A 14,152-nucleotide genomic window follows, 5' to 3' on the forward strand; every position below is an offset into this window, starting at 1 on the left:
ATATGCTCTAAATACATACATAGGGGAGGAAGAATTAATGGCACGTAAAAAAGTTTCTGTAATCGGTGGAGGATTCACTGGGGCAACAACTGCGTTTTTCTTAGCTCAAAAAGAATTAGCAGACGTAGTATTAGTTGATATTCAACCAATGGAGAATCCTACAAAGGGTAAAGCGTTAGATATGTTAGAAGCAAGTCCAGTTCAAGGATTTGATGCTAATGTAATTGGTACTTCAAACTACGAAGATACAAGGGACTCTGACATCGTAATTATTACAGCAGGTATCGCTCGTAAGCCTGGTATGAGCCGTGATGACTTAGTTCAAACAAACCAAAAAGTAATGAAAGCTGTTACGCAAGAAATCGTAAAATACTCACCAGAATGCACAATTATCGTATTAACAAACCCTGTTGATGCTATGACATATACAGTATTCCAAGAATCAGGTTTTCCAAAACACCGTGTAATTGGTCAATCGGGTGTACTTGATACAGCTCGTTTCCGTACGTTTATTGCACAAGAGCTTAACATGTCTGTAAAAGATATTACCGGTTTCGTATTAGGTGGACATGGTGATGATATGGTTCCATTAGTTAGATATTCTTATGCTGGTGGTATTCCGTTAGAAACATTAATACCTAAAGATCGTTTAGAACAAATCGTTAATCGAACGCGTAATGGTGGCGCTGAAATCGTAAACCTTCTTGGTAATGGTAGTGCATACTATGCACCAGCAGCTTCATTAGTAGAAATGGCTGAAGCTATTCTTAAAGACCAACGTCGTGTTCTCCCGTCAATCGCTTATCTTGAAGGTGAATATGGTTTAAATGGTATTTACTTAGGTGTTCCAACAATTCTTGGAACAAACGGTATTGAGAAAATCATCGAATTAGATTTAACTGATGAGGAGAAAGCAGCCCTTGATAAATCTGCTGATTCTGTTAGAAATGTAATGAAAGTTTTAGCTTGAATTTAGGTATCATATTTATAGATAGTTATACAATAAAGAAAATCGGGGATGCATTCCCCGATTTTTTTTACAAAAGGGAATGTATATTTTGGAGGTGGATTATTAGAATGTTGCTTGGGAAAAAGAGAAAGCTTGGAAGAAAGATTGAAGAAATTCCACTAGGAGAAAAATTGACTCTAACAGAGACAATTGAAGATAAAGATTTATTATTGTATCTGGGTTTAACAGGAGATGCGAACCCATTATATGTACAGCATGATTTTGCATCTTTGACGGAATTTGAAAAACCAATCGTACCTAACATCATGCTTACTGGAATTATTACGTCAGCTATTAATAAATATATACCAGGACCAGGAAGTTATATTAAGCATGTAGATATTTCTTATATAAAACCGGTGTTTCATTATGAAACAGTCCAATTTATATTTGAAGTTATAGATATAAACGTAACGGAAGGGTACATTATTATTTCTGTTCAAAGTTATAATGCTGAAGATGAGCTTATTTTGGATGGTAAAGTGAAAGTATGCCCTCCAAAAACAGTAGATAATACAGAAAACTAAGCGTTATAGAATTTTAAAAACGAAAGTAAAACCTATTCGAAGCGACGTATCTTTGCATCTTTGGTGTAGGGAAGTCGTTTTTATTTTGTGATTTGTAAGAGCTAGTTAATTGATGAAAAGTTTACTGAGTGACTTTTTCACTATGGTTAACTGCATTAAATTTGTTGTCGAATGTGCATAATTCTATTAACATAATATATAGTTATTCCAAATATCTACGGTGTTTTCTAGTTATGTAAGATTGACATAGTAAGATAGGAATTACTCTTTGGAAAAGAGGGGTCTTTTTCGTATGAGGGGTTAATATACACATTCAGGAGGCAATTATGTCAAAGAAGGTTTTAGTAGTAGATGATGAGCAATCGATTCTTACATTACTGCAGTATAATTTAGAACAAGCTGGCTTCGAAGTCATTACAGCAAGCGATGGGGAAGAAGCTATTGAAGTTGCCGAACAAGAAAAACCTAATCTCATTGTATTAGATTTGATGCTCCCAAAACTTGATGGGATTGAAGTATGCAAGTTATTGAGACAAAGAAAAATGAATGTTCCTATCTTGATGTTAACGGCAAAAGATGATGAGTTAGACAAAATTCTCGGTCTTGAACTTGGTGCTGATGATTATATGACAAAGCCGTTCAGCCCGAGGGAAGTAATAGCTCGTGTGAAAGCAATATTACGTCGAGCTACTATACAGCAGGAAGTCGTACAAGTTGAAGAGGATGAAGATGAAGCAATAAAAATTGTTGATTTAGTGATTTATCCTGAGAAGTACGAAACATATTTTCAAAATAAAAAACTAGAGCTTACACCGAAAGAATTTGAGCTGTTACTTTATTTAGCGAAGAATAAAGGGAGAGTTCATACGAGGGATCAATTATTAAGCTCGGTATGGAATTATGATTTTGCTGGTGATACGCGCATTGTTGATGTGCATATTAGTCATCTAAGAGAAAAAATTGAACAAGATACACGTAAGCCAAAATATATTAAAACGATTAGAGGACTTGGCTACAAATTTGAGGAGCCAAAAGATGCATGATTAAATTTCGCTCTAAATTGTTGCTGGCAACCGTATCTCTTATTGCCTGCGCTATGTTTATTCTAGGAGTATTTCTAGTACAATTGTTCGAAAGTAATCATTATGAAAACTTCAAGAATGATATTCAAAGACAAGCCATTTTACTTGTTAAATACATAAAAGAAAATGGTGGAGTATCAGATTTCTTAAGTAATCCAGAAGCAAGAGCTAGTTTAGAGCTAGTAGATAAAAACGTGACAATCGTATCAAAGTCTAAAGAAATTATATATATATCAAAGCAACCAAAAGAAATATCGCGTAAACAGCATGCTTCTTTTATCGCAAATGCCATTAAGGATGATAGGAAAGGTCACGATGAATTAAAAGGTGTAGTTGATTATCATTATTTTTGGTATCCCGTTAAATCGAAAGCTGGGAAAGTAGAAGGTTATGTAGTCATTTCAAGCGAACTTCAAAATATGAAAGAGCTGAGTAAGCAGTCATGGCTTCTATTGTTAGGGGCTTTAGTATTTTCTCTTATGTTTATAAGTGTTGTAACAGGAAAGATTGCTACTAGATTTACAAAACCAATCGAAACGGCTACTAATACGGCGATTGAATTAGCTAAAGGGAATTTTCGAGCAAGAACGTATGAAGATCCTAATGATGAAACGAAAATGTTAAGTACCTCCATTAATATTTTAGCGAGAAATCTACAAGAAATGGAAACATCTAGAGAGATGCAACAAGACCGTCTCTCAACATTAATAGAGAATATTGGTAGTGGTGTTTTACTCATTGATAGTAAAGGCTATATTACTTTAATGAATAAAACGTATAAGCAACTATTCAATGTTTCTCCTTCACAGTTTTTATATCGTTTATATTATGAAGCATTGCCTTATCAAGATGTAATTCTTCTTATAGAAGAGATTTTTATGACGGAAAAAAGCATAAAAAAGCAAATGTTTCTTTCTTTGCAAATTGAGAGAAAGCACTTTGAAGTATATGGTGCACCGATTATAGGTAATACCGATGAGTGGAAGGGAATTGTCCTGGTTTTTCATGATATATCTGAGTTGAAGAAACTTGAGCAAATGCGTAAAGACTTTGTGGCGAATGTTTCTCATGAATTACGTACACCTGTTACCTCTATTAAAGGATTTTCGGAAACGTTATTAGATGGTGATTTAAAAAATGAGAAAACCATTCGAGATTTCTTGACGATTATTTTGAATGAAAGCGATCGTTTACAAACGCTTATTCAAGAACTGTTGGAGCTTTCGAAAATCGAGAAGTCTGAGTTTAAGATTGCGACTACTAAGTTGGATTTAAATAATTTGCTAGCTGAAACAAGTACGATCTTTGAGCAAAAAGCTATTAAACGAGGTATTGAATTTCATCTTGAGGAAGCTATGCAACCCGTTATGATTGAAGGTGATCCATATCGACTGAAACAAATCTTTATTAACCTTATCAGCAATGCCATTAACTATACGCAAGAGGGTGGTAAGGTAGATGTCATTGTTTCAGAGAACGATCAGTTTGCTTCTGTTGAAGTGAAGGATACAGGAATCGGTATTGAACAAAAAGAAATTCCACGAATTTTTGAAAGATTTTACCGGGTTAATCGTGATCGAAGCAGGAACTCTGGTGGAACAGGTTTGGGGTTAGCCATTGTGAAGCATTTGGTTGAAGCGCATAAAGGTCAGCTACAAGTAATAAGTGAACCGGGTAAAGGGACTTCTTTTATTGTTAAACTAAAGAAGCGAAGACGATTATCTTAACATTACTTTAACATGGGGTTTAAGTCTTCTTTACAATAATAACCTATAATTATTGATGAAAGACCCTTTATCCAAGGAGTTATTAGAAAACAAGGACATGACCCCGTCCTTGTTTTTTGTTGTAATTATTGCATATTACATATATATTTAATACCACTGTTTTTCTTTGTCTTACCTTACATGATAAAATAGAGAAACAGTGGTATTTTTCTATTGTTAAACAATTTTTGCTTTTACATAGAAGATAGGAACGTTAGGAGGACGAATTTTTGAAGAAAAAGTTAATGTTGATCGATGGTAATAGCATTGCTTATCGAGCGTTTTTTGCCTTGCCTTTGCTAAATAATGATAAAGGTATTCACACAAATGCAATCTATGGATTTACGATGATGCTTTCGAAAATGATTGAGGAAGAAAAGCCGACGCATATGCTGGTTGCTTTTGACGCTGGGAAAACCACATTTAGACATGAGACGTTCAAAGAATACAAAGGTGGACGTCAAAAAACGCCACCTGAATTATCGGAGCAGTTTCAGTTTATTCGTGAGCTATTAGATGCATATGGCATTTGTCGATATGAACTCCCTAACTATGAAGCGGATGATATTATTGGAACTCTTTCTTTAGAAGCAGAGAAAGAAGGATTTGAAGTAAAAGTTATTTCTGGTGATAAAGATTTAACGCAATTATCATCCGAACAAACAACAGTTAATATTACACGTAAAGGGATTACAGATATTGAAGAGTATACACCTGCTCATATTCAAGAAAAATATGGGTTAACCCCATTGCAAATTATTGATATGAAAGGGTTAATGGGTGATAGCTCGGATAATATCCCTGGAATACCTGGAGTAGGTGAAAAGACAGCCTTAAAGCTACTGCATCAATTTGGAAGTGTAGAAAAGGTGCTAGATTCTATTGATGAAGTAAGTGGTAAGAAATTAAAAGAAAAGCTAGAAGAACATAAGGATTTAGCTTTAATTTCGAAGCAATTAGCAACTATTACTAGAGAAGCACCTATAGAGGTAAAGTTAGAAGATGTTGTTTATAATGGCTATGATGTAAATAAAGTGATTAGTATCTATAAAGAATTAGGTTTTCAATCATTATTAGATAAGCTCGGTGAAGTAGAAGGAACTGATGATCAAACAAGTTACGAAGAAGTTTCTCTAACTGTTGTAAGTGAGGTAACTGAGGATATCTTTTCTGATGTTAATGCATTCTATTTAGAGATGATTGAGGAAAACTATCAACATGGGCAAATTGTTGGTTTTAGTATTTGTAATGAAACAGGAAATTATTTTATTGAGACAGATATAGCACTTCAATCATCAGTTTTTAAAGAGTGGGCGGAAAACAAAGAGTGTAAAAAAGCGGTATATGATGCGAAAAGAACAATTGTTGCCCTCCATAAGAAAGGGATTGAAGTAAAAGGAATCGATTTTGATTTACTGATTGCATCTTACGTTTTAAATCCTGGTGATCACGGAATCGATGTTGCAGCTATTGCTCAAAAAGAATTAGGAACTTCTTTACAATCGGATGAATCATTCTATGGAAAAGGTGCAAAGAAGGCTGTTCCTGGTGAGGAAGAGTTATCTAAGCATTTAGCAGGAAAAGCGCAAGCAATTTATGCTTTGAAAGATAAAATGTTGAATGAGCTAGAAGCAAATCGTCAATTGGAGTTATTTAAAGAATTGGAATTACCGCTTTCGTTGATTTTAGCTGAAATGGAAATTGATGGGGTGAAAGTGGAGAAAGCTACACTTGAACAAATGAAAGAAGAGCTTGCTGCTAAGTTAGAGAAACTTGAGCAAACTATTTATGAATTGGCGGGAGAAACATTTAATATTAATTCTCCGAAGCAGTTAGGTGTGATCTTGTTTGAGAAATTACAATTGCCACCTGAAAAGAAAACCAAAACGGGTTATTCTACATCCGCTGATGTATTGGAAAAGCTTGCGAGTAAGCATGAGATTGTTGCGCATATTTTAGAATATCGTCAATTAGGTAAGTTGCAATCTACTTATATTGAAGGATTATTGAAAGTAGTGGATCCGATAACGGAGAAAGTGCATACAAGATTTAATCAAGCGCTAACTCAAACAGGAAGATTAAGCTCAACGGACCCGAATTTACAAAACATCCCGATTCGTCTTGAAGAAGGAAGAAAGATTAGACAAGCCTTTGTTCCTTCAGTTGAAGGATGGTCAATATTTGCGGCGGATTACTCGCAAATTGAATTGCGTGTACTTGCGCATATTGCACAAGATCCAGGGTTAATTGAAGCTTTCAGAGCGGATATGGATATTCATACGAAAACGGCTATGGATGTATTTGGTGTAACTGCTGAGGAAGTAACATCAAATATGAGAAGACAAGCAAAGGCTGTTAACTTTGGTATTGTATATGGTATTAGTGATTACGGTTTATCACAAAGCTTGGGCATTACAAGAAAAGAAGCAGCTAATTTCATTGAGCGTTATTTAAAGAGCTTCCCTGGTGTTCAAGACTTTATGTCAGACATCGTTATCGATGCGAAGGAAAAAGGTTATGTGTCTACTTTATTGCATCGTAGACGTTATTTACCTGAAATCACAAGTCGTAACTTTAATTTGCGAAGCTTTGCGGAAAGAACGGCGATGAATACGCCGATTCAAGGAAGTGCAGCTGATATCATTAAGTTAGCTATGATTAATATGAGTGAGCGTTTAAAGAAAGAAAAACTGCAAACACGCTTACTTTTACAAGTGCACGATGAATTAATTTTTGAAGCACCTGAAGAAGAAATTGAAATATTAAAGGTGATTGTTCCTGAAGAAATGGAACATGCGATTTCTCTTGATGTACCGCTAAAAGTAGATTATTCATTCGGTCCTACTTGGTATCACGCGAAATAACAGCAACTAGGAGGGCGAGTATCCATGCCAGAACTTCCAGAGGTTGAAACGGTTCGGAAAACATTAGAACATTTAATAATTGGTAAAGAAATAAAAGATGTAACAATTCATTGGCCTAATATTATTAAAAAGCCAGCTGAACATGAACAATTTTCTGATGCATTAAAAGGTCAAATTGTTGAAGCTGTCGGTAGACGAGGTAAGTTTCTGATCTTCTATTTAACAGATTTGGCTATGGTTTCTCACTTGCGAATGGAAGGTAAATATGGGGTTTTTTCATCAGAAGAACCTGTAGAGAAACATACGCATGTTATTTTTTCATTTACAGATGGTACGGAGTTACGCTATAAAGATGTGCGGAAGTTTGGAACGATGCACTTGTTTATGAAAGGGGAAGAGTTGAATCAACTTCCACTTAAACAGCTTGGTCCTGAGCCACTTGATGATGATTTTACGGTAGATTATTTGAAATCGGCTTTGGCGAAAACTACCAGGAAAATTAAAGCAGTCTTATTAGATCAAACTATCGTCGTTGGTGTAGGAAATATTTATGTGGATGAATCGTTATTTAGAGCGCGTATTCACCCAGAAAGAATAGCTTCTTCTCTTACGGATCAAGAACTTGTTGTGTTAGTTCGGGAAATTAAAGCAACGTTATCAGAAGCGATTAAGCAAGGCGGTAGTACAATTCGTTCTTATATAAATTCTCAAGGACAAATCGGGATGTTTCAAATCCAGCTAATGGTTTATGGACGTAATGGTGAGGCTTGTAAGGAATGTGGAACGTATTTAGAGAAAACAAAAGTGGCTGGTAGAGGTACACATATTTGCCCTAGTTGCCAAAAGCTATAGCGGACGTGCAACAAAAAGCGAGCTCCCTCCTATACTATCGTAATGATTGTAAGGAGGGAGCTTCTTTAATGAATAATCTATTGGCACTTCTATTGCTTGCATTTGCTGTCAGTCTTGATAGCTTTAGTGTCGGTTTCACGTATGGACTCCGAAAAATGAAAATACCTCTGGCATCCATAATCATCATCGCATGCTTGTCAGCCTTCACTTTGTTGATAAGTATGTTGCTTGGTGAAGTGATGAGCAATCTGTTATCTCCTACATTTGCAGCTCGAATTGGGGGAATTATATTAATTGGTCTTGGGATATGGGTTACATTTCAAACGTTTCGTTCTCAGGATGATGGGAAATCAGAAGTTGAAGTGGTAAAAGAAAAGATTGAAGAGAAAGTCATTGCAACATTTGAGATGAAATACTTTGGAATTGCCATTAATATCTTAAAGAAACCATTAGAAGCAGATATGGACCGTTCAGGAACGATTAATGGTAAAGAAGCTTTTTTATTAGGCTTTGCTTTATCTTTTGATTCATTTGGGGCTGGTTTAGGTGCGGCAATGCTTGGCTATAATCCGATATTATTAGCTTGTTGTATCGGTGTAATGAGTTCTTTACTTATTAAAACAGGGATGGCTTTTGGAAACAAATTGTCTTATAGAATGTGGGTGAATAAGCTGTCGGTTTTACCTGGAATTTTACTCATTTTAATCGGTATATTAAAATGGTAGTAACATAAAGAAGAAAGGATTCCCATAAAGATGAGAAAAGTTATTGGAGTAACAGGCGGAATTGCTAGCGGAAAAAGTACAGTAAGTAAGATGATTGTAGATTTAGGTTTTACTGTTGTGGATGCTGACTTAGTGGCGAGAAAAGTGGTGGAGCCTGGGGAAGCGGCTTACGAACCATTGAAAGAAGCTTTTGGTTTGGAGATCTTTAAAGAAGATGCTACGTTAAATCGTGAGAAGTTAGGTGCTATTATTTTTCATGATCAAGAAAAAAGGCTTTTACTTAATAGCATTATGCATCCTGCTATTCAAAAATACATGGATGATCAAAAAGAAGCGGCCTTTGCTAGGGGAGAAGAAGTAGTCTTTATGGATATTCCTTTATTATTCGAAGGTAAGTCACATAAAACTGTTGATTTATCCCTTCTGGTATTTGTGGATGACGAAGTACAATTACAGCGCTTGATGGAGCGTAATGGACTATCGAAAGATGATGCACTAGCAAGAATACATTCGCAAATGCCGCTTGCTAAGAAAAAGGAACTTGCAGACGCAGTAATTGATAATAATGGAACAATTGAAGAGACAAAGAATCAATTACGAGCTATATTAGATAACTGGGATGTTAAGTACTTATAAGAAAATCTTCGTATTTTAAAAAATGCGAATTACGATACCTTTTGAGGGTGCAAAAAGCGTATGAGGCGTGTCAAAAGTGGTTGAAAATCATTTTTGATACAGCCTTTTTTATTAGGAATTGCCCAATTTTTCAGCCTAAAGAGGCTTTAGAAAGCCTTTTCTTATTGTAATAAATAAAACATTCGCATAAATGAGCATATTTATCGTCACAGTAGCTTAATAATATGTTATACTAATAGCAATACGGCATATAAAAAGTATAACATTAATTCGGGAGGGGCCGAAAAATGAAAGCAAGAGTTGCGATCAATGGGTTTGGAAGAATTGGGAGAATGGTTTTTAGAAAGATGATTTTGGATGATACAGTGAATGTTGTTGCCATCAATGCAAGTTATCCTTCAGAAACATTAGCGCATTTAATTAAATACGATACAACTCACGGTAGATTTCAAGGGGATGTAATTGCGGAAGATAAAGCTTTAGTAGTCAATGGGAAACGTGTTGAACTATTAAGCAATCGTGATCCAAAACAATTACCTTGGAAAGACATGAATGTTGATATTGTAATTGAGGCAACAGGCAAATTCAATTCTAAAGAACAAGCATCAATGCATATCGAAGCTGGTGCGAAGAAAGTTATTATTACTGCACCTGCAAAAAATGAAGATATTACTGTTGTTATGGGTGTTAACCAAAACAATTTAAATATTGAAGAACATACTGTTATTTCTAATGCATCATGTACAACAAATTGTTTAGCTCCTGTAGCAAAAGTATTAAACGAGCAATTTGGTATTAAAAATGGTCTAATGACTACTGTACATGCTTACACGAATGATCAGAAGAATATTGATAATCCTCATAAAGATTTAAGACGAGCTCGTGCTTGTGCACAAAGTATTATTCCTACAACTACGGGTGCCGCGAAAGCGTTATCACTTGTCTTACCGGAGCTTAAAGGTAAATTACATGGTATGAGTTTGCGTGTTCCAACTGCTGATGTATCATTAGTTGATTTAGTGGTTGACTTAGAGCGCAATGTAACAGCTGAAGAAGTAAACGAAGCATTTTTAATGGCATCACAAGGTGCGTTGAAAGGCATTATTGAATATACAGAAGAGCCATTAGTATCTATTGATTTCACTACAAATCCATCATCAGCTATTATTGATGGTTTATCTACTATGGTTATTGGAGATAACAAAGTGAAAGTCTTAGCTTGGTATGATAATGAGTGGGGCTATTCTTGTCGAGTAGTAGATTTAACAAACTATGTAGCGAAAGAATTATTACAAAAAAAACAAGTAGCTGCACGTTAATGGATTCTAATTAACCTAAGAGGATGCCCGTAAACTGGGTATCCTCTTCTTTGTCCGTAGAAAAATAATGAAACATGTGCGTATTTAAATAGGAGATTAAGCGAATGTTATACAGATTAAATCGCAAAGAGGTGTGTTTACATACCTCTTTTTCTATTGGCTTTTTTGTAAAAATAACTATTTTTCTATAAAGCTGTTTTACAGACAGCTTCCGTTTTGTGTAAAATAAGAAAAACACCTTTAGAATAGTAAGTAAAAGCTAATCATTTGACTTAATTCTTTACTTTTTTCTATTGTACTAGCACAGGGTTTTATATAATATAAGGATACAATACAACTTCTGACAGAGTAAGCAAACAAATGTCGATGTTGAAAAATATGGAGTTGATACTATGAAATGCCCTAGTTGTCAACATAACGGAACACGTGTTTTAGATTCTCGCCCTATTGATGAGGGTCGAGCGACTAGAAGAAGAAGAGAATGTGAGAAATGTGGGTATCGTTTTACAACGTTTGAAAAAGTAGAAGTAAGCCCATTAATTGTAGTGAAAAAAGAAGGAACACGTGAGGAATTTTCAGGTGATAAAATATTACGCGGTTTAATAAAGTCGTGTGAAAAGCGTCCTGTTTCGTTAAAAGAACTAGAAGATTTAACATTAGATGTAGAAAATGAATTAAGAAGTAGCGGCTACTCTGAAGTGAAAAGTGAGATAATAGGTGATATGGTTATGAATCGCTTGGCGAAGCTTGATGAGGTTTCATACGTTCGCTTTGCATCGGTGTACCGCCAATTTAAAGATATTAATGTATTTATTGATGAATTAAAAGATTTAATTAACAAAGAACGCTGAGGGCTGATTTTTAAAGCTCTCTTTTTTCTATGAACGAGTGAAAGGTTGGAACTTACGATGATGAATCATTGGCAACAGCTTCTTCCAGTTGATCAATACCGTGTAACAACTAAGGGTATACTTCGAGAGTATGATCGGAAAATCATTGCGATGCTTTATCAGCCTCTTATCGGTCCGTTAAGTATGAGTTTATATTTCACATTATGGAGTGAGTTAGAAGCTAATAGACTTTGGGGAGAGGAAAGCAACCATTATTGTTTAATGAATACAATGAGTCTTCCTTTGAAGGAAATATATATTGCACGAAGTAAATTAGAAGGTATTGGGTTGCTGAAAGTATATAAGAAGCAAGGTCAACAAGATGAAACAATATTACTGTATGAACTAATGGCGCCGTTGAATCCAGAGCAGTTTTTTACAGATGGTATGTTAAATGTGTATTTATATAAAAAAGTTGGAAAAAGCCAATTTGCTAAACTTAAACGTTTCTTTTCTGATGATTCGTGGAATGTAGCAGAATATAAGGATGAAACTAAGTCTTTTACTGAAGTATTTTCTTCTCAATTAGATTCACTGTATGTATCACCTGATGATACTAGTGAATTAGAAGTGGAACAAGGTAGTACGTTTATTAGTGAAAATACGGTCCAGAATCTTGATGGATTCAGTGAACGGTTTGACTTTGGCTTGTTTTTCTCTGGGATGCAATCGTCTTTAATTCCGAAAAAGGCTTTTACTACTGATATTCAAACAGCAATTGCTAAACTAGCTTTTATTTATGGAATTAATCCGATTGTTATGCAGTCTATTGTTTTGCGAGCTGTAACTGTTGATAATGAAATTGATGTAGAGGAATTACGTAAGGCGGCTAGAGATTGGTATCAAATTGAATATAATCAAGAGTATCCAACATTAGTCGAGCAAGTGCAGCCAGCTAAATATAAAAGTGAAGTTCAAAAGCCGCTATCGAAGGAAGAAGAACGAATCCAACTTTTGGAGAGTATTTCACCTCGAGAATTATTAATTCAACATGCTGGTGGAGGCGAACCATCAAAGGCTGATTTGCAGATTGTTGAAGAAGTGATGATGAAGCAGAAACTGTCACCTGGGGTCATGAATGTCCTGTTGGAATATGTGATGATTATGACAGATATGAAGCTTTCCAAGGCTTATGTAGAGAAGATTGCTGGTCAGTGGTCAAGAAAGAAAGTTAAGACAGTTAAAGAGGCAATGGAATTAGCGAAAAACGAATATAAGCAGGCCCAGGAACGGAAAGCAAAAGGGAAAACGACTTATTCGAAAAAAACTCAAAAGCCTGTTCGAACTGAAATTGTTCCAGAGTGGTTAAAGAATAATGAAACGAAGGACAAAGTAGAGAAAGTAGAAGTAAAATCGGACGAGGATGTTGATTTTGAAGCGAAGAAAGCGGAATTACAAGCTAAACTAAAAGAAAAATACAAAAGAAAAGGGTGATCATAAATGAGAAAAATCAATCAGGCTTTATCAGGTCTCACCCATACAAATGATTTCTCAAAAAGGTATGAGGCGATTAGGAAGGAAACGTTGTCTCACCCTGACATTCAAGAGTTTTTAAACCGTCATAGCTCTTTGATAGACGAAGAAACTGTAGAAAAGAGCTTAATGAAATTCTATGACTATACGACTCAACAGAAAGATTGTTCACATTGTCCTTCGTTAACGGAGTGTAAAAATACCATAAAGGGTTTTATTCCACATATGAAATTACAAGGGAAAGCAATTGAATTGTTTTATGAACCTTGTCCAACGAAGAAGAAAGCGGATGAAAGACGTCATCGAGAGAAATTAATTCAAAGCTTATATATTCCGAGGGATATTCTTTCTGCGACATTATTTGATATTGATATTAACAGTTCTGTTAAAGCGAAAGCAGTCGAAGCGGCAGATCGTTTTATCGATGATTATATGTCAGGAAAGAAGCCGAAAGCGTTGTATTTCTACGGCTCATTCGGTGTGGGGAAAACATATTTATTAGGAGCTATAGCTAATGATTTAGCAGATAAAAATATCTCGAGCTTACTTGTTTATGTTCCTGATTTTCTTCGTGAAATTAAATCGGCAATCGGTGACAACACATTGAATGAAAAGCTTGAGTTTGTGAAGAATGCTCCTGTTCTTATGTTGGATGATATCGGTGCTGAAACAATGACAAGCTGGTCTCGTGATGAAGTATTAGGTCCGATCTTACAGCATCGAATGGCAGATCAGCTACCAACATTCTTTACTTCGAACTTTGATTTTGCACAGTTGCAAAACCATTTAACATATTCACAGCGAGGAGAAAAAGAAGAAGTAAAAGCAGCGCGCATTATGGAGCGTATTAAAACGTTGGCTGATCCATATTTATTAGATGGTACAAACAGAAGGCAATAAGTAAAAAACGGCACCTGTTTCTTTTGATGCTGTACAAAGTTATATATTTTTAAAAAATTATAAGCATAAACCCATAAAATCCTCTAAATCTAGACGATTTCTATGGGTT

12 protein-coding genes are annotated in these 14,152 nt (G+C 35.3%); all 12 read left to right on the forward strand.

Annotation, left to right across the window (positions count from 1 at the left end; genetic code table 11):
* Positions 1-37: 37 nt before the first annotated feature.
* The 12 genes from mdh (at position 38) to dnaI (ending at position 14,043) form a co-directional block, all read left to right on the forward strand.
* Positions 38-970, forward strand: coding sequence for a malate dehydrogenase (mdh, locus tag TX86_RS00855; RefSeq protein ID WP_042345393.1), 933 nt, complete (start codon positions 38-40; stop codon positions 968-970).
* A 107-nt stretch (positions 971-1,077) separates the two neighbouring features.
* Positions 1,078-1,536 carry a MaoC/PaaZ C-terminal domain-containing protein gene (locus tag TX86_RS00860; protein WP_042345395.1) on the forward strand — a complete coding sequence of 153 codons (459 nt, stop codon included), beginning with the start codon at positions 1,078-1,080 and terminating at the stop codon, positions 1,534-1,536.
* A 326-nt stretch (positions 1,537-1,862) separates the two neighbouring features.
* Entirely contained in the window at positions 1,863-2,579 is a 717-nt protein-coding gene (locus TX86_RS00865; protein ID WP_042345397.1) for a response regulator transcription factor, read from the forward strand.
* The gene (gene pnpS, locus TX86_RS00870) at positions 2,576-4,345 is read left to right on the forward strand and encodes a two-component system histidine kinase PnpS (RefSeq protein WP_042345399.1); all 1,770 of its coding nucleotides are present in this window, start codon (positions 2,576-2,578) and stop codon (positions 4,343-4,345) included. The genes TX86_RS00865 and pnpS overlap by 4 nt, the downstream gene beginning before the upstream one ends.
* A gap of 284 nt (positions 4,346-4,629) precedes the next feature.
* The gene (polA, locus tag TX86_RS00875) at positions 4,630-7,248 is read left to right on the forward strand and encodes a DNA polymerase I (RefSeq protein ID WP_042349999.1); all 2,619 of its coding nucleotides are present in this window, start codon (positions 4,630-4,632) and stop codon (positions 7,246-7,248) included.
* A gap of 24 nt (positions 7,249-7,272) precedes the next feature.
* Positions 7,273-8,100 carry a DNA-formamidopyrimidine glycosylase gene (gene mutM, locus TX86_RS00880; protein ID WP_042345400.1) on the forward strand — a complete coding sequence of 276 codons (828 nt, stop codon included), beginning with the start codon at positions 7,273-7,275 and terminating at the stop codon, positions 8,098-8,100.
* A gap of 68 nt (positions 8,101-8,168) precedes the next feature.
* A complete protein-coding gene (gene ytaF, locus TX86_RS00885) occupies positions 8,169-8,825 on the forward strand; it encodes a sporulation membrane protein YtaF (RefSeq protein WP_042345402.1) in 657 nt (218 codons plus the stop codon).
* Between the two features lie 30 nt (positions 8,826-8,855).
* Positions 8,856-9,461 carry a dephospho-CoA kinase gene (gene coaE, locus TX86_RS00890; protein ID WP_042345404.1) on the forward strand — a complete coding sequence of 202 codons (606 nt, stop codon included), beginning with the start codon at positions 8,856-8,858 and terminating at the stop codon, positions 9,459-9,461.
* A 287-nt stretch (positions 9,462-9,748) separates the two neighbouring features.
* A complete protein-coding gene (locus tag TX86_RS00895; protein ID WP_042345406.1) occupies positions 9,749-10,780 on the forward strand; it encodes a glyceraldehyde-3-phosphate dehydrogenase in 1,032 nt (343 codons plus the stop codon).
* Positions 10,781-11,172: 392 nt separating this feature from the next.
* Positions 11,173-11,631 (forward strand): transcriptional regulator NrdR, encoded by a 459-nt coding sequence (nrdR, locus tag TX86_RS00900; RefSeq protein WP_042345407.1) that lies wholly within the window; start codon positions 11,173-11,175, stop codon positions 11,629-11,631.
* Between the two features lie 57 nt (positions 11,632-11,688).
* A complete protein-coding gene (locus TX86_RS00905) occupies positions 11,689-13,104 on the forward strand; it encodes a replication initiation and membrane attachment family protein (protein WP_042345409.1) in 1,416 nt (471 codons plus the stop codon).
* A gap of 6 nt (positions 13,105-13,110) precedes the next feature.
* Positions 13,111-14,043 (forward strand): primosomal protein DnaI, encoded by a 933-nt coding sequence (dnaI, locus tag TX86_RS00910; protein WP_042345411.1) that lies wholly within the window; start codon positions 13,111-13,113, stop codon positions 14,041-14,043.
* Positions 14,044-14,152 lie beyond the last annotated feature (109 nt).

Origin of the sequence: Bacillus massiliigorillae, assembly GCF_000380245.2 — a bacterium.
In the GTDB taxonomy this organism is placed as follows: Bacteria; Bacillota; Bacilli; order Bacillales; family DSM-1321; genus Bacillus_AD; species Bacillus_AD massiliigorillae.